This window comes from Peribacillus sp. NJ11 (assembly GCF_030348405.1).
In the GTDB taxonomy this organism is placed as follows: domain Bacteria; phylum Bacillota; class Bacilli; order Bacillales; family DSM-1321; genus Peribacillus.
The window spans coordinates 4319199-4335645 of the sequence record NZ_JAUCFO010000001.1; the positions used below are offsets into that span (position 1 = coordinate 4319199).

Below are 16447 nucleotides of genomic sequence, written 5' to 3' on the forward strand. Positions count from 1 at the left end.
TTCCTCCCTCGATAAAGGTTTTACCCTTTTAATAATGCTTTGGCAATTGTATTTTTTTGAATTTCTGAGGTTCCGCTTAATATCCGATACATTCGTGCACTCCTGTACATTTTTTCTACCGGATGCCCTTTTACCAAGCCTTTAGAGCCAAAGATTTGGATAGCCTTATCGGCCACACGGCTATTTACTTCTGAAGCAAACAGTTTAGCCATGGAGGTGCCGGCCCGATCCTCTTCTCCTTGATCGATTTTTTCAACCACATCATAGACCATGCACTTTGCCGCGTAGATTTCCGTCGCCATTTCTGCGAGCATATGCTGAATTGCCTGGAAGTCACCGATAGTCCGGCCGAATTGGACTCGCTTTTTAGCATGTTCAATAGATAAATTGAGGAGGTGTTGAGCCATCCCGATGAAGCCGGCCGCATGGGAAGCGCGATTTGTGTTTATTCTTTTCAATCCGAGCAGTAACCCTTTTCCTCTTTCTCCGATTATATTGGCGGCAGGAACTCGACATTGATTGAAATTCAATTCAGCATGTATGCGTTCTCCTGATAGTGGGACTTGAATGTCTCCTAGTTCAAACCCCGAATGATGGGGTGTTTTTTTATCTACCAGGAAAGCAGTGATTCTATCTTCTTTTTCTCCTTTCTGAGTTTCTTTCGCTATGACAATGGCGAAATCAGCATAGGGGGCCGCACTGATAAAATGCTTTTTACCATTTAATATATAATCATTCCCGTCTTTAACGGCTGTTGTTTCGATAGCAAAAGCATCTGATCCAGCATTTGGTTCTGTAAGGGCAAAGCAGCAGCTAGCTTCTCCCGTCACCACGGGCATCACATATTTTTCTATTTGCTCCTGTGTAAAACTTTCCAACATCTGACCAATTCTTAGCGGCCCGCCAATCTCCCCTATAACCTGCCCCCATAAAACCGCTCCGGAACGGGCCAATTCTTCCTTAAACATGCATAGCCCTTTTAAGCTAACATCTTGTCCCCCATATTTTTCAGGGAGGTTAATCCCGTAAAAGCCCAATTCCCTGGAGCGTTTTCTTACCCATTGTATGGCTTCCATCGGGATATCCTCTTCAGCGTTTAATTCATGCTCCTGTTCGTAGGGAAGCAATTCATTTTGAATAAAATCCTGTAACTTTGTTTGAAGCACCTCTAATTTCTCTTCCTTCATAGTTACCATAGTTTTCCCCTTTCACCTTTGAATTTCGCATTTAATTTAATATTCAAAATGTTATAAAATTAATTTTAAATGTAAATTATATTTAAGTAAATTAAAGAAATATGATACAAACATAAGAAATATTGATGTAAATGCAAAAAAATATTAGTTTCCCAATTACCATAGGAAACTAATATTTAAGAGTAGTGTAGAATTCGAGACATTTAATAAACTCTCTTGCAGCTTTTGAAAAATGTTGCTTCTTAGAGCGAACGTAACCGAATTCCATTGAATTATTTTCTAGCTCCACCAAAGGAATAGCCACAAGTTCCCCGCTTAGGAAATAGGGATCGCTGTTAATTCCAATATCATACGAAAAGGAAATGGCTAATCCTTCAGCGACCGTTTTTTTGATAATCTCTGTATTATTTGTGAAAAACAAAATATTCATCTCACCGTAAAGAGTAAAAAATTCTTTAATAAATGTCTTCATTCTCGGTCCATTGTAGACGACTAAATCTTGGTCCAGCAGCTCTTGTGGGGTTATGCTTTTCCGGTTCACTAGAGGGGAATTCTTACTGACCGACACAATCACTTTTGCTTCCATTAGGGGCTGAAATTCCAACTCATTTTCTTTCGGTTTAACCCTTGGAATATTTAATAGTCCGATGTCTATCTTATAATTCAGTATATCTTCGGTTATCTCTTGTCCCCCTTTCTCTTCAATCATAATTTTCACCTCGGGATACTTCTTCTTAAATAACGCTAATGATTTAGGTAAAACCGTAAGAAATAAACCTTGTGTAGATGATAGGCGTAACTCTTTTTCCATCGTATCTGAATGTATTTGGGCACTGTCTCTTATTTCTTCCAATTTGCTTAATACTTCAAGAGCTTTCTGGATGATTTCCTTTCCATCTTCTGTAGGAATGGTTCCTAATCGTGACCTCTTGAAGATTTTTATACCTAATTCCTTCTCCAAACTCGTAATGGCCATGCTGATTCCAGATTGAGAGATATGAAGGCTTTCTGAAGCCGTGGAAATCGAGTTAACCTCGGCTACCTTAATGATATATTCCAATTGTTCAATATTCATGGTTCATTCTCCTTCTATCCTAATACAAATATAATACCTCTAACGGAAAGCCCTTTCAATTATAGAGAAGGAGAATCAGAACCCATCACAATATCTGACCAAAGCAGGGCTCCATTCCTAGTTTTAAACTATGGTAGTTGTTTTTTCGTATTCTTTAGCTGGCTGTGCCCGATTATTTTTAATAGATACGGCAACAACCGTTCCCAATAGCGCCGTTATTACCAAAAACAGGAAAGCTGCATTATAGGAGTCATTAAACAAACTGATAATCAAACCGAGGGCTAAAGGAGAAACCGCACCTGCAATTTGACCGGCAAAAGTTACGAGTCCGGAGGCAGAGCCCGTAAGTTCCTTTGGTGAGTATTTTATAATGATCGTGTATAGAACGGTTCCAAAGAAGGACAGCGCTACGGAGTTGAGAGTGAGATAAGTGATGATAAGTGCTATAGACGTGGCGTTAGACATTAAAAAGAGAAATATTGCCGATAATAAAGCACCTGCAGCGGCAAGATACTTCTCCCGGTTAGCCATATGCTTATCCAGAAGCCAACCGCTTACATTAAACATCAAGAAACCAAAAATATAAGGGATTGCCAATAAACCCCCGGCGGCTATTAAATCAACCCCTTTTTCCTTAACCAAATATATAGGCATCCAAGTGATCAGACCATAGTTGATAATATTTGATATAAACTTGAAAGTTATGAGTTTCCAAATGTTTTCGATTTTAAATAATAGTTTCAGAGCAACCTTTTTTTGTTTCGGTTTGTCTTTTTTAACCTCTTGAGTTTCTTGAGGCTTTAGAATGAACCAAATTCCGAAAGAAATTAATATCCCTATAATTCCGGCAATGGTAAACATGCCCCTCCAACCGAAAGCCACCACCATGGAAGCGGCAAGTGCAGTACCTAATATCCCGCCAATATTCTGGGCAGACAAGAAAAACGAATTTGCCCGGCCCCGTTCTTCTTCCGGGAAGTTATCTCTTATAGTGGACATACTGGCAGGATAGAAAGGCCCTTCACCTAACCCGAACAGGAAACGGATGAATAATAAAGACATAAATGACCAAGCAAACCCCGACATTACCGTGAACAAAGACCAACTGAATAAAGAAACAGTAACCATGACTCTGGCTCCGTACTTATCGGTCATCCATCCACCAAGCGGTTGCATGAGAGAGTAACTAATAAAAAATATACTGATTAAAAAACCTGTCTGGGACGTATTGAGATGAAACTCATCTGCAATTGGAATAATACCGACATTTATGGCAACACGATCAAAAAAGCTTAAAATCATTCCAACAAATAAAAGGCCGCTAATCATTAATTTTCGTTTCTTACTTGCATACAGCTGCATTCCCCATCACTCCATCTTTTATATTTTCACAAAACTCCCCCCTTACAGGAAGCGCTTACAATTCCTTTCAAATTACAAGACTTGAAATTTTTCTTTTTATGGTTATTGATTTTTGTTCTGTGACTTTTAGGAGCGTTTCATTCATTAATAAACAATGAATGAATTTATTAAAACGAAACTGGAAGCCTACAGGATTAATTGATACATTCAAACCCACGAGACTATATATTAGACTCGTGGGTACAGATATTGGTCACCGATCCATCCTGCTTACAGAATATAAAGTGATAGATTATCACGGAGTAACGATATTAATCTTTGGTTGAAATTGATCCAGCAAAGACAAGAAATCTTCGAATTTTTCTTTATTACCGGAAATGGAAACTTTCCCGGCCGCCTCCATTTTGGATAAATCTTCACGTCCTAGAGCAATCTGATAGAAGGTTATTCTATCTAAAGTTAATGTTGCATCAGGGGTGGACGCCATTTTCCCTTTTTTGAAATTTAACACAGAATTATCCAGATCAATCATGTAATTAGTTTTCGAATCTGTAAATGTCATATTGAATGTCATTTTTTTATTTTCCGCTTTTGTTCCGTTTAATTTAATGGATAAGAATTTCAGGAAATCATCCATTGGCATATTGAGAAGCGTATCGAGATTCATCATTCCGCCACTTCCCTTCGAGTCTGCCACACCATTCCTTAACTCATCTGCGCCGGTAAGATAGAAGTTACGCCACACAGAAGATTCAGCCGAGTATCCTAATTGCTCATAAGCTTTAGCAAGTAAATTTTTTGCTTCTGTATTTTTGGGATTGGCCATGACTACATGCTTTAAGACTTGAGCAACCCAGCGATATTCCCCTTTTTTATAATCAAGTTTTGCCCGCTTGATGACCTTCTTTTCCCCACCCATATATTCTATATATTTATCTCCCGATTCCACTTGTGGTAATGGATCCAAGTCGGATGGATTACCGTTGAAATATCCTAAATAAAAGTTGTACACCGCTTTTACGTTGTGTTTCAATGTTCCGTAATACCCCCGATTGGCCCAGACTTTATCCAACTTTTCAGGAAGCTTTAACTTTTCCGCGATTTCATCTGGTGTGAGACCTAAATTAGCTAATCTTATGGTTTGGTCATGAATATATTTGTACAAATCACGTTGACTTTCCAACTGTTCCAGAACACGGTCTTTCCCCCATATAGGCCATGTATGGGCGGTAACCATAGCATCTATATCTTCATTTCCAAACAGATCAACTGTTTCATCAAGTGCCTTTACCCATTTTAAGGTATCTCTGGTTTTAGCTCCCCTTAATGTATAAATATTATGTAACGTGTGTCCGGTATTTTCGGCTACCACCAAAGTTTTGTAATCATTGATATAGTAATGCATCTCAGATGGAGCTTCTGAATCCGGCGTCAATAAAAATTTAAATGTTATTCCGTCTATTTCCACCGTTTGAATATCATCCTTTACTTCAATTGTTGGAGGTAAATAGCTAAAAGTTCCGTTACTTAATCCCGGGCCAATACCAGAAGTTACAAATCCTTTTTCATTTGCAGGTAAAAGATTTCCGAACATATAGCCTGCACGCCGAGACATTATATTACCTAAAAGAATGTTCTCACTTAGCGCTTCTTGGTTAAATCCTTCTGGGACAATAATGGGCACCTTTGCTGGATTTTCAGCGTATTGAGCAATGCCTTTTATACCACCAAAGTGATCCGCGTGACTATGACTAATAACTATTGCACTTACTGATTTTTTGGGTCGATGTTCAAAATACAGTTCCATGGCTGCATTGGCTGTTTCAATTGTAGAAAGTGTATCCAAAACGATTAATCCTGTTCTTCCTTCAACTATGGTAAGCACTGATAAATCCTGTCCCCGAACTTGATAAACTCCATCTACAACTTTAAATAAGCCCGTTATATTTTGTAATTGAGCCTGTCTCCACAAGCTAGGGTTTACAGTATAACTTGCCGGCTGATCTTCTTTGATGAATGAATATCGATTGCTATCCCATACTACGTTACCTTTTGAATTTTTAATTGGATTCATATTTAAAGGTGAAATAAATCCCTTATGTGCATTTTCGAAATCTTCCTTATCTGTAAAATCCAACTGTTTATAAACAGCCTTATTTGCTGAAATTGTTGAATGTGTTGCGGGCATTGGCATATCGGGCGCAGCATTTGTAACAGAAGGTCCTACTAGTAAAACAAAAACAAATGGAACGGAAACAATTCCTTTAATAAAAGATTTATTAGACATTCCATACCCCTTTCCCTTTTGAGTTTTTAGATATCAAAGTTGTAATTTCTTCCTTATATTGAAACGATAATTCTTCTATTTTTTTAAATATTTAGAATAATGTAACTTTATTTTATAATTGATTTGTCATTAAGTAAATTTACTATTTTTCATAGTAACTTCAATTTTATTTATATAAAATCCACTTGTATCCATTAATACAATTCGCTTTTTAGCTATGGCTCGGAAGCTAAAAAGCATACATGCATACTTAATTTCCGGTATATTTTGAACATAAAGATATTATGAGATAGTTTTTTCTATAGAAAATATGTAATGCCCCATTTTGTTATACATTTCATATAAAGGTGCGTAAGCTGTATATCAAAATGCAAAAAGGCCCCTCTCTATTGAGAAAAACCTTTATCCAATGTAAAAACCTCTAACTTTTTATATTGTAGAAGTCTTTGCTTTTGCATCTACTAATTTGAACCTTTAAGCTGGTTTAACGAAGATTGAGAACTCAATTCTAAAAATTAGAAGAAAGCCCGCGGCAAAAAAGAAGGAATACACAAAACCAAGTGATACGTTTTCGTATGCGATTGTCAAGCACACTAGTGATAAATGGCCTCCCTGCTATATTCATAAACGATGCGCTTTGGCTCGTCATTAATCCTGATCGGCCAGGAAGTACCTACATTAAAACCTGAAGGCTAGTCATTAAAAAAGTATAGGCACAGCCTTTTGCCATGCTTTGAGCGATGGTTATCCAGGTAGGGGCATGAAAATCGTGATGGAAGCCAAGACCATGCCTGTTTTCAATACGCTATATCCCAATTTCATCTCTGCAATTCTAGTTACGTAACCTGGCATCCATAGTCCCAGCCACATCGTTAACCAAAACCATGAAAACGCTGCCAATAAACTGTTTTCAAAAATTATTTGAACACTTTGTCACCTACCAAAATTTTCACTTAAAATGTAACCAAACGATGAGAGGTGACGTAATTCATTCACTATCGAAGAAATTCCACAAAATTTGACACCCCTATTTTATTAAAACGCTTGTTTTTCCTGACCAGCCACAGATTTCTTGTTATATCTATTCTGGAAATACCCACTTCCCGCAAAAAACCTTGTTCCAATTCCCTGGCAACCGTCAACCTTGGCAAAATGCTGATCCCAAGTCCAGCCTCAACCGCACTTTTTATCGCTTGAGTACTACCAATCTCCATGTAGCTTTCTATTTTTTCTAAAACCCCATGCTCCCTTAACATGTTTTCTACGATAAGTCGTGTCCCTGATATGGATTCACGCCATATCATCCTTTCATTTCCCAATTCCTCTAGCTGGATTTCTTTTCTGTCTTTCCATGGGTGGTCAAATGGACAAACCAATATCAATTCGTCTTCGGCGAACTTGTCTACAATAAAATCGGTGTTTTCCACAAGTCCTTCCACCAAGGCCAAATCAATGACATCGTTTGATAAATCCTCAAGAACCCGGGGGGTATTTTTTATCGTTAATGTCACTTTTATTTCAGGCTGTTGTTTTTTGAATTTCCCAAGCAAGCTCGGCAACAAATACTCGCCGATTGTCAAGGATGCACCTACTATGAGGTTAGCATTGTACTCGCCAGTTGATTGCTGAATCACTACTTTTGAATGGTTAAAGTCATTTACAATAGCGTTTGCAAAAGGGTATAACAACTTTCCTGCTTCCGTCACTCTCAGCCTCCCTTCCTCACGGTCGAATAACAAAGTATTATAAAAATTTTCCAATTGATGAATCTGTCTTGTTGCCGCGGGTTGAGATAAGAAGCTTAACCTCGCTGCCTGGCTTATACTTCCTTCATCCACCACTAAACAAAACATTCTTAGATTTTCTATTTTCAAGAAACCGACCTCCTTGTCTTTAAATGGTTTAATAAAATGATAGCATCATATAGCTAAATGGTGAAATGGGAAAACGACGCTATTTCCCCTGATTAGGTGGACCTATTCATTCTTTGGTGAAATTCTATATAAAACGGATAAAGTTTCTGGGTATAACGTTTTGTTATACCCGATGATTTTGTTGCAATTTACCCAGTCCTTTTTCTTTGATATGTTAATGATAAGAATTAAACAGAGCAGCAAAGGAAGTGAGGATGTCAATGAAAGGACAATGGAAAACACTGTTCCAATTATTTTGGACCTTTTTTAAAATGGCACCTGTGACATTCGGAGGCGGTTTTGCGATGATCCCCTTAATCGAAAAAGAAGTAGTGGAGAAGAGAAAATGGCTGTCAAGCGAAGAAGTTACGGATGTTTTTGCTTTATCTCAATCCGTACCGGGAGCTGTCGCCATTAACTCCGCCACCTTTATCGGCCATCGAATTGCCGGAATGAAGGGCGCAATGGCAGCCATGATTGGTGTTTCATTACCTACATGTTTAATTGTTCTACTCCTCGGCATTTTGTATTTTTTCATTCACGATAATCCGAAGATAGAATCCGCTTTCATATCGATTAGAGCTTCCATAGTGGCCATCATCGCATATGCGGCTATCAAGATAGGAAAAACGGCTATTGTTGACAAATCAACTTTCTGTATTTTGATAGTTGGAATCCCAGTCCTTTTCTTCGTTCACCCTGTTTTGGCTATATTAGCAGGAGCTATAACAGGTATTGTGACCATCTCTATTAAGAGGAAATTAGGTTTCGATGTCAAGATGGACCGAAAAGAAAAGAAAATAGAAGAAAATGATTTCGAATACTTCATGGGTGCTGGCATATAGGTTCCATGAAAGATCAAAGTTATTTTCTGAAGGTTATAGGAATAAACGATCTAACTAATTTTCAAGAAAGTGAGTGATGTATAATAATGGAATTGTGGGAGTTGTTTAGCACCTTCTTTATTATAGGCTTTATATCGTTTGGAGGCGGATACGCCATGATTCCGGTAATAGAATCGGAAGTCTTACAGCATGGGTGGATGACGACGCAACAATTTACCGATGTAATCGCTATTTCCGGCATGTCTCCCGGGCCTATCACCACTAATAGTGCCATTCTCGTAGGCTATTCGACTGCTGGATTAGCAGGAGCCATATCATCCGTTCTCGGAATCTTGCTTCCTGCCATTATACTCGTAACCGTTATAGCCACCTTCTTCAGCAAATTGAATCATTATCCAGTTATTCAATCGATGTTTTATGGATTAAGACCCGTTGTCACTAGTTTAATCCTCTTTGCAGCTATCAGCTTTGCACTTTCCAATCATTTGATAGCCCTGAACTTTTCATGGCATACGATAAGCTTATTACTCGTTTTTGGATTATCGTTATTTGCCCTATTGAAATTACGCTGGCACCCAGCCTATGTCATTATTCTTTCTGGTTTAGTTGGTGTTGTCCTCTATTCATAACGACTAGCTCACACAACCATTATGCGTTGGGTTAATCAATATGAATCGTAATTCCTAAACATTGATAACACTTAAACTGATGGAAGATCGAGGGTACATCGCTCTTTTTAATTATTTTTCACCAATGTTTCCATACACCTTACAAAGTAAAACCCTGAATCTAATGATTCAGGGTTTATTTTCATGCTTATTCTCATTATTAAGAAGTACGTTTCTTCGTTTCTTTATCTACCGGCTGAAATCGCGGATAACCAATCAAGATGGCTATGACTCCACAAAGGCCAATTAGTATTGGGTAATATGAATACGGCAAGATGCTTAACGGAGAAATATGTGCTACCCCAGCTGCAACAAGCAGTTGTGCCCCATATGGAATTAACCCCTGAATGCAGCATGCAAAAACATCAAGTAAGCTCGCCGATTTACGCGGATCGATTCCATACTTTTCAGCAATATTTTTGGCAAGTGGCCCGGCAATGATAATTGATATCGTGTTATTTGCCGTGGAAAGGTTCGTCAAACCAACAAGCCCGGCAATGCTGAATTCAGCCCCTTTTTTAGTTTTGCTGTTTCGGGTTACGAGGTGGAGAAGATAATCGATACCGCCATTATGCTTGATTACAGCTACCATTCCTGCGATTAAAATGGCCAGGAAAGAGATTTCATACATTCCCGCCATCCCTTCTCCGATTTTTTGAATGACACCCAACGGTTGATAACTTCCATCCGCCAAGCCGATAATTCCGGCAAATACGATTCCGATGGATAGGACCAGGAACACATTGACACCTGCCAATGCAGTGATCAATACACAAAGATACGGAAGGATCTTCACCCAATTATAAGAATGTTGAGCGATGGCAGCTTGTTCACCCATTGTTAAAATTCCAAGGATGACACATGTGATGATGGCCGCAGGTAAAACAATGAAAAAATTCACTTTGAACTTATCCTTCATTTTCGTTCCCTGCGTACGAACTGCAGCGATTGTCGTATCTGAAATGAAGGAAAGGTTATCCCCAAACATCGCACCACCAATAACGGCCGCCATTGAAAAGGCAAGCGAAATATCGGTTTGCTCACTAATTCCCACCCCAATAGGTGCTAGTGCTACAATCGTTCCCATGCTCGTCCCCATGGATAGAGAGATAAAGCAAGCGATGATGAAAATCCCTACCATTAATAGATTTTGCGGAAAAACCGCTAAGGCAAGATTCACCGTAGATTCAACTGCCCCCATGCCATTTGCAACTTCGGCAAAAGCGCCTGCCAAAAGGAAAATGATAACCATTAACATAATATTGGCATCCCCGGCGCCTTTACAGAAAATTTCAACCTTTTGATTGAAAGACTCTTTCCGATTCATTGCCAATGCAGCTGCCGATGCAATTGAAATCGCTACAATCACCGGAAAAGAATAAAAATCTTTTGTAATGATTCCGGACCCTATAAATAAAATCAAAAAAACGACAAATGGGATCAATGCCCACGGATTCCCTTTATTGTTTGCACTCATGATGTACACCTCTTTTTATTTTTCCCATGACATGTGTCACAGCACTTATTCTTCTAACATTTTTCGTAAATAACACCTTCATGGAAGCTATAGCTAAAAATACTTTCAGCATAAAAAAGACCTCTTCCATTAAACACAACAAGAAGAGGTCTTTTAATTTATAAAAAACGCCCTCCTTATCTTTCAGGCAAAAATCAGCCTGCTGGATTTGGCACAGCACTCCTATTAAAGTCTGCTGCCGAGACATCTTCGGGCCAGTCCCTCCGTCTCTCTTGATAAGAAGATTTAAATTATATAATGATATTATCAAATGCACCGGTGTCCAAGAGAAAAGAAGCAGGCTGGTAACTTGCTATAACCGCTCCAAGTTTACCTCTGTCCACTCTCGGAAAGTGACATCGAAAGCCTTATTGAAAAGCAAATATAAGAGTACAGCATTTTATGTATTTTCGCAAGGTTTAGTTTAAAAGTATTTCAAATGTGGACCTTAATATTTTAAACGGACTTTTACATGTACAGTAAATAAGGTATTTGGGTTAATTGTGATATTTGGATGAAATCTCAAATAATGTCATTTGTCTGGACGGAACTAAAATAAAAAGAGGTCAAAGGACCTCTTAGCAAATTTGTTGTATTAGGTTTGGTGAATTATTTTTAGTTGAGTTCACATCAGTCGATACCTCAAATGCTTCCATTTGTTCAGAATCGAATGATTTTAAATACTGCTGTAGAAAGGCAGGATCATTAATGGATGGATTCAACCAATCTTTTTCATCTTCAGGTTTAAGGATGACAGGCATGCGGTCATGAATGCTGGTCATTAGCTCATTAGGAACGGTTGTTATAACTGAGCACGAATAGATGTTGATTCCTTCTGGAGATTTCCAGGATTCCCAGAGACCTGCCATTCCAAATGGCGCATGATTTTTAAGCTTTATTCGCATGGGTATTTTTCGCCTGGGTTCCTTCTTCCACTCATAAAATGAATCAGCGATTATCAAGCATCGTTTCTTCTTATACGCATTCTTGAAGCTTGCCTTCTCAGCAATGGTTTCCGCTCTGGCATTGATCATTTTGTAGCCCAGTTTTTCATCTTTTGCCCAGAAAGGAATGAGTCCCCACCGAAGATATCCAAGTCGATTCCTTGCTCCGTCATTAATGACGGATAGCACGGAGTGGGAAGGTGCAATATTGTAGCTGAATTGGTATTCTTCATCAAAAGGTCCTTGAATATTAAACCGTTCTTTTATTTCTTCAATGTCCGTGAAAAGCGTGAAACGTCCGCACATAATATCGCCTACCGTTTTAGGATTTATTACAGTGTAACAAATAGGACGGGCAGGTACAAATCAGCGTTCTAAAATCCTGATGTCGGTAAATGGTTGATTAAATAATTCGCTGGAAATCAAAAGTGTGCCCAGGACTTCTCTCTCATCTTCAGCTTTAATGATTTCTGACAAAATTAAGGTACTGCCATTCCTGACCGTTACATTATATTCATTCATAGGATCCCCCTCATTAGGCTAGATGGTTGTTATTATAAACCAAAAACCCACAAGTATCATTATTGACCTTTAGTAGAGTCGTAGTTAATCCACTAATGATGAGTCTATATAGGAGTACACCGCTATTTACATATACATAAAAAAGACTGTCCATGAATGATCACAGACAGTCTGGTCAACAGGTTTTTCACTTCAACAAATTTTTACCGGTGATGATAATGGGGATAGCAAAAAGGTCGATGAGGAATGCCTCTTGTTATTCCGTGGGAGTTACCCATAATCCATGTCCATTTATTATTTAAAATTCAGCAAAACCTCATTTATTAAATGTGCTGCCAATGTAACCGTTTTATTATTTTCGTCCAACGAAGGATTCACTTCCGAGATATCAAAGGAGAGGATCTTTTCATTTGATACGACATGCCTAATAATCGCACGGACCAATTTCGGATTAAGTCCAAACGGAGAGGGTGCACTTACCCCAGGTGCGTAGGCTGAATCAATAACGTCCGTACATAATGTAAGAATAATGAAGTCATTTTTCTTAACGAATTCATTTATCCGCTGCTTGGTTTCATCCATTTCGTTCAATGACAAATCTTCTTCCAATATGTAATCGACCTTATTCCTCTCAGCAGTTTCAAACAGGGCCTTCGTATTTCCCTGTTTCTGAATTCCGACACATAAATATCCACAACTTTGATCCTCATCCAAAATCTGCTTAAACATCGTTCCTGATGAACTTTCTTTTTCATAAGGCCTCATATCAAAGTGAGCATCAATATTAATGATTCCTAACCTAGCCTTTGGGCCAATGTATTTTCTAATCCCAAGATAATGGCCATAAAAGGTTTCATGTCCTCCGCCAAGTATGATAGGAATCGCTTTACTCTCCAATATTTTGGAAACAGCTGATCCCAGTTGAGTTTGGGCAGCCTCCATCTCTGGACCTTCACACGTTACATTTCCAGCATCCAACAGCTCGGTTTGGGAAGATAAATGACATGGTAATTTTGCCAAGGACTGCCTAATGTGATCAGGACCCTCTGCAGCACCAATCCTGCCTTTATTCCTTTTGACTCCTTCATCACATTTGAAGCCAATCATTCCAAAGGTTCTGGATGCTTCGGAAGAGATGGGTAATTCCGAAATCGGTGCCAAACGCACTCGTTGGTGATATCTAAAGCTGTCCATGTCAGTATGGGAATCAACCCTTCCATTCCAATAATCCAAATTCGGTTTAATATACATAATTTTCTCCTTTATTTTAAAAATTCCGAAATATCTTTTTTAAAAATTATAAATGAGATAATATATAATTACCAATACTAAATTTTAATATATCTATAGTTTAAAGCTATAGAAAGGAGAATATATGGATTTGCGCCAACTTCGTTATTTCACTACCATTGTCCAAGAAAAGAATTACTCCCAAGCTGCTAAAATACTACATATATCTCAACCTTCCTTAAGCAATGCCATAATGAAATTGGAAAAAGAAGTTAGTTTGCAGCTTTTGGAACGTAATACAAGGGGGCTAGAGCTTACGGAAGCAGGGGAGATTTTTTATACGAGATCTGTTGACCTGTTAAGAAAATTCAATAATATGCAAGTGGAACTTGAGGAAATGAAAGATGTTGGAAGTGGAACAGTATCAATAGGTTCCATTGAATCATTCAAATTTTGGTTCCCGAAGTTAATCAGGAACTTTAAAGTCAATTATCCTAATATTCATATAAAAGTCAGGGAAATATTAGGGGAAGAGAAAGTTATCGATTCGTTAAATCGGTATAATGTTCATTTCACCATCACGAACCAGCCCATTAATAACGAGGAAATCGTGTCCATCCCCCTATATAATGAAAAATTCATGCTTTTGATCCATAAAGATGATGAGTTAAACAAAAAAGAGTCCATCACTTTCCAAGACCTTGCAAAGAAAGAATTGATCATCAGTACAACTGGATTTCAAACAAGAGATGATATCTTAAAAGCATTTAAGAATGAAAATGCAATTCCCAATATCTTATACGAAATAGAAAGGCTTGAAGCAGCTTGCAGTTTGGTGGAAGAAGGACTTGGGGTTACAGTTTTACCGGAAAGCTATATAAAATCCGCTGCAACACGCAATACTGCAATTCGTGCAATAGATTCGAATTCTTTGGAAAGGACTGTTTACCTGGCCTATTTGAAAGATCGATATCTGTCTCCTGTAGTATGTAAGTTAGTAGAAGAAATACTTAGCTTTTTTAAGTGGGATGTTAGGAACGATGCCTAAATGCTGATTCTCTAATTTAACGGAAAAGACACCATTGCTCATTTTGATTTACTTTATATAAAGAAAATACTTTAGACTTCCTGTCAATGAGCTAGGTTTCCCACTCATATTTGCAGGAGGTTCATGTGTTTTCACTATCCATATTGTTTTTCCTCACTAATAAATAACGTCCTAACGCTCACACTTCCACGCCAAGTAAAATACTTGTTCAATAAAAATTCATTATAGCATAGCGCTTTTTAGGAAGTTCTTATTCCCTCTGCTTCACATCGCAAGTTATAAAAATACTGGATAAGTTCCTTTTCATTCAGGATAGATTTTTTAAGTCCCTTGTAACGTACGCATCCCAACTCTTCTATCTAACAGAGAAAGAATCTTTATAATCATATCATCTGATTTTAAGGAAATTTCTATTGGTAAATTAAAATATTCTTCAACCGCATTAAAAAAGTCATACTGTGCAAAAATCCCCTCTGCTTTAATCATTTCATGTGCTTGTATCCCTATCCTCATAGTTCTGATTTCCATTATAGACATCGTATTCAATACTTTTGGCTTTTCTTATTTCATTTTCTTTTCTGAACATTTTTCTATCAGATGTTATCGTATACATATTTAGGATTTCCTTTTTATCAACAGTAATAAAAGCTCGTCCTAAGCGGTCGTGAGCCTTTCGATAATTCGTAACAGTAAACTGAACTCTATTTGTTAGAGAGTCACAGATAAAACTCTCTAACTTTTTCTTTACTTTACTCCATGGTTGATTACGCAAGTTTTTATTCTCCATTACAGTTTTCAATTTCCACAAAAGTATATTTCTTTCATTATTCTATTCTGCTTGTTAATGAACTGTAGAGGTATATGTTTAAAGAGTCAAAATCTACACAAGTTTAGCCATCTTTATTTTTGCGTTCGGTCACTTCTTGAAATGCTTGTTCACTTGCAGAAAATGATGATGCAAGTAAATGGATAAAGAATTCTTTCAACTGATGTATTTTTGCTTAATTCAATTTTTGAATTTTTACTATCAATTCACTTAACGACATTCTGAAACCCTCTAACAAATGTAACATAACCTAAATATAAAAAATATAATCCTCCGGCAAGACTCTTTTTAAGAACCTCTTCGTTCTTTCTTCTTTTGGATTCACAAAAATTTCTTTAGGCGATCCCTCTTCCACTATTACACCTGCATCCATAAAAATCACTCTGTTTGCAACATCCTTTGCAAAAGACATTTCATGCGTGACGACTAACATCGTAGTTCCTTCTTTGGCAATTTGCTTCATCACCGTCAGTACTTCACCGACCAATTCCGGGTCCAATGCCGAAGTTGGTTCGTCAAATAAAATAATGTCAGGGTTTAAAGCAACCGCTCTCGCAATGCCCACCCTTTGCTGCTGCCCGCCTGAGAGTTCACTAGGGTAAGCATCATATTTTTCTGACAAGCCTACTTTATCCAATGCTTTTTTACCAATCTCATATGCTTCTGCTTTCGCAATCTTCCTTCCAATAACCAGTCCTTCCGTTACATTTTCCAATGCGGTTTTATTAGTGAAAAGATTATAATTTTGAAAAACAAAGGCTATCTTTTGCCTTATTCCATGAATCACTTTTTTAGATGCCGTTTTAAGACTTACATCAATATCTCCAAAAACGGCATGTCCTTGATCTGCTTTTTCAAGAAAGTTAATGCATCGAAGTAAAGTTGTCTTACCTGAACCACTTGGACCCAGAATTACCACCACATCTCCCTTGTCTATATTTAAATCCACACCTTTTAAAATCTCATTCTCACCGAATGATTTATGAATATTTTTAATCTCTAGCATTTCGGCCAC

General features: G+C 37.8%; 13 protein-coding genes, 1 pseudogene and 1 riboswitch. Of the genes and pseudogenes, 3 read left to right on the forward strand and 11 right to left on the reverse strand.

Annotated features, from left to right (window positions below):
- Window positions 1–20 precede the first annotated feature (20 nt).
- The 5 genes from QUF86_RS21205 to QUF86_RS21225 all read right to left on the reverse strand — a co-directional run bounded on the left by QUF86_RS21205 (window position 21) and on the right by QUF86_RS21225 (window position 7794).
- On the reverse strand, window positions 21–1196 hold the full coding sequence (locus QUF86_RS21205; protein ID WP_289335540.1) for an acyl-CoA dehydrogenase family protein: 1176 nt from the start codon (window positions 1194–1196) through the stop codon (window positions 21–23).
- 169 nt (window positions 1197–1365) lie between these two features.
- Window positions 1366–2271 (reverse strand): LysR family transcriptional regulator, encoded by a 906-nt coding sequence (locus QUF86_RS21210; RefSeq protein ID WP_289335541.1) that lies wholly within the window; start codon window positions 2269–2271, stop codon window positions 1366–1368.
- 123 nt (window positions 2272–2394) lie between these two features.
- Window positions 2395–3633, reverse strand: a complete 1239-nt coding sequence (locus QUF86_RS21215; RefSeq protein ID WP_289335543.1) for an MFS transporter — start codon at window positions 3631–3633, stop codon at window positions 2395–2397.
- A 295-nt stretch (window positions 3634–3928) separates the two neighbouring features.
- On the reverse strand, window positions 3929–5920 hold the full coding sequence (locus QUF86_RS21220) for an alkyl/aryl-sulfatase (RefSeq protein ID WP_289335544.1): 1992 nt from the start codon (window positions 5918–5920) through the stop codon (window positions 3929–3931).
- 995 nt (window positions 5921–6915) lie between these two features.
- Window positions 6916–7794: a LysR family transcriptional regulator gene (locus QUF86_RS21225; RefSeq protein WP_289335545.1), complete on the reverse strand. Its 879-nt coding sequence runs from the start codon at window positions 7792–7794 to the stop codon at window positions 6916–6918.
- Between the two features lie 254 nt (window positions 7795–8048).
- Between QUF86_RS21225 and QUF86_RS21230 the strand changes: the two genes are divergently transcribed.
- Together QUF86_RS21230 and QUF86_RS21235 are read left to right on the forward strand one after the other, a co-directional pair.
- Complete coding sequence (locus tag QUF86_RS21230; protein ID WP_289335546.1) at window positions 8049–8678, forward strand: chromate transporter; 630 nt, start codon at window positions 8049–8051, stop codon at window positions 8676–8678.
- An 86-nt stretch (window positions 8679–8764) separates the two neighbouring features.
- Window positions 8765–9307: a chromate transporter gene (locus tag QUF86_RS21235; protein WP_289335547.1), complete on the forward strand. Its 543-nt coding sequence runs from the start codon at window positions 8765–8767 to the stop codon at window positions 9305–9307.
- 199 nt (window positions 9308–9506) lie between these two features.
- Here the strand turns inward: QUF86_RS21235 and QUF86_RS21240 are convergent, their stop codons facing one another.
- From QUF86_RS21240 to hutG, 4 genes are all read right to left on the reverse strand, one after another.
- The gene (locus QUF86_RS21240) at window positions 9507–10823 is read right to left on the reverse strand and encodes a Na+/H+ antiporter NhaC family protein (protein WP_289335548.1); all 1317 of its coding nucleotides are present in this window, start codon (window positions 10821–10823) and stop codon (window positions 9507–9509) included.
- A 173-nt stretch (window positions 10824–10996) separates the two neighbouring features.
- Window positions 10997–11105: riboswitch (SAM riboswitch) on the reverse strand.
- A 335-nt stretch (window positions 11106–11440) separates the two neighbouring features.
- Window positions 11441–12112 (reverse strand): SOS response-associated peptidase, encoded by a 672-nt coding sequence (locus QUF86_RS21245; RefSeq protein WP_289335549.1) that lies wholly within the window; start codon window positions 12110–12112, stop codon window positions 11441–11443.
- Window positions 12113–12172: 60 nt separating this feature from the next.
- Complete coding sequence (locus QUF86_RS21250; protein WP_155727292.1) at window positions 12173–12328, reverse strand: hypothetical protein; 156 nt, start codon at window positions 12326–12328, stop codon at window positions 12173–12175.
- A gap of 294 nt (window positions 12329–12622) precedes the next feature.
- Entirely contained in the window at window positions 12623–13579 is a 957-nt protein-coding gene (gene hutG, locus QUF86_RS21255; protein ID WP_289335551.1) for a formimidoylglutamase, read from the reverse strand.
- A 124-nt stretch (window positions 13580–13703) separates the two neighbouring features.
- Here hutG and QUF86_RS21260 point away from each other — a divergent pair, with 124 nt between their 5' ends.
- The gene (locus tag QUF86_RS21260; protein ID WP_289335552.1) at window positions 13704–14606 is read left to right on the forward strand and encodes a LysR family transcriptional regulator; all 903 of its coding nucleotides are present in this window, start codon (window positions 13704–13706) and stop codon (window positions 14604–14606) included.
- Window positions 14607–14845: 239 nt separating this feature from the next.
- On the opposite strand, the pseudogene QUF86_RS28680 reads toward QUF86_RS21260, so the two are convergent.
- Window positions 14846–15393: pseudogene (locus QUF86_RS28680) on the reverse strand (SF0329 family protein).
- A 289-nt stretch (window positions 15394–15682) separates the two neighbouring features.
- Window positions 15683–16438: an amino acid ABC transporter ATP-binding protein gene (locus QUF86_RS21275; protein ID WP_241588816.1), complete on the reverse strand. Its 756-nt coding sequence runs from the start codon at window positions 16436–16438 to the stop codon at window positions 15683–15685.
- Window positions 16439–16447: the final 9 nt, after the last annotated feature.

Coding starts and splice junctions, on each gene's coding strand:
- QUF86_RS21205 (WP_289335540.1), bottom strand. CDS start 1,196: ATGGTAACTATGAAGGAAGAGAAATTAGAGGTGCTTCAAACAAAGTTA.
- QUF86_RS21210 (WP_289335541.1), bottom strand. CDS start 2,271: ATGAATATTGAACAATTGGAATATATCATTAAGGTAGCCGAGGTTAAC.
- QUF86_RS21215 (WP_289335543.1), bottom strand. CDS start 3,633: ATGCAGCTGTATGCAAGTAAGAAACGAAAATTAATGATTAGCGGCCTT.
- QUF86_RS21220 (WP_289335544.1), bottom strand. CDS start 5,920: ATGTCTAATAAATCTTTTATTAAAGGAATTGTTTCCGTTCCATTTGTT.
- QUF86_RS21230 (WP_289335546.1), top strand. CDS start 8,049: ATGTCAATGAAAGGACAATGGAAAACACTGTTCCAATTATTTTGGACC.
- QUF86_RS21235 (WP_289335547.1), top strand. CDS start 8,765: ATGGAATTGTGGGAGTTGTTTAGCACCTTCTTTATTATAGGCTTTATA.
- QUF86_RS21240 (WP_289335548.1), bottom strand. CDS start 10,823: ATGAGTGCAAACAATAAAGGGAATCCGTGGGCATTGATCCCATTTGTC.
- QUF86_RS21245 (WP_289335549.1), bottom strand. CDS start 12,112: ATGTGCGGACGTTTCACGCTTTTCACGGACATTGAAGAAATAAAAGAA.
- QUF86_RS21250 (WP_155727292.1), bottom strand. CDS start 12,328: ATGAATGAATATAATGTAACGGTCAGGAATGGCAGTACCTTAATTTTG.
- hutG (WP_289335551.1), bottom strand. CDS start 13,579: ATGTATATTAAACCGAATTTGGATTATTGGAATGGAAGGGTTGATTCC.
- QUF86_RS21260 (WP_289335552.1), top strand. CDS start 13,704: ATGGATTTGCGCCAACTTCGTTATTTCACTACCATTGTCCAAGAAAAG.
- QUF86_RS21275 (WP_241588816.1), bottom strand. CDS start 16,438: ATGCTAGAGATTAAAAATATTCATAAATCATTCGGTGAGAATGAGATT.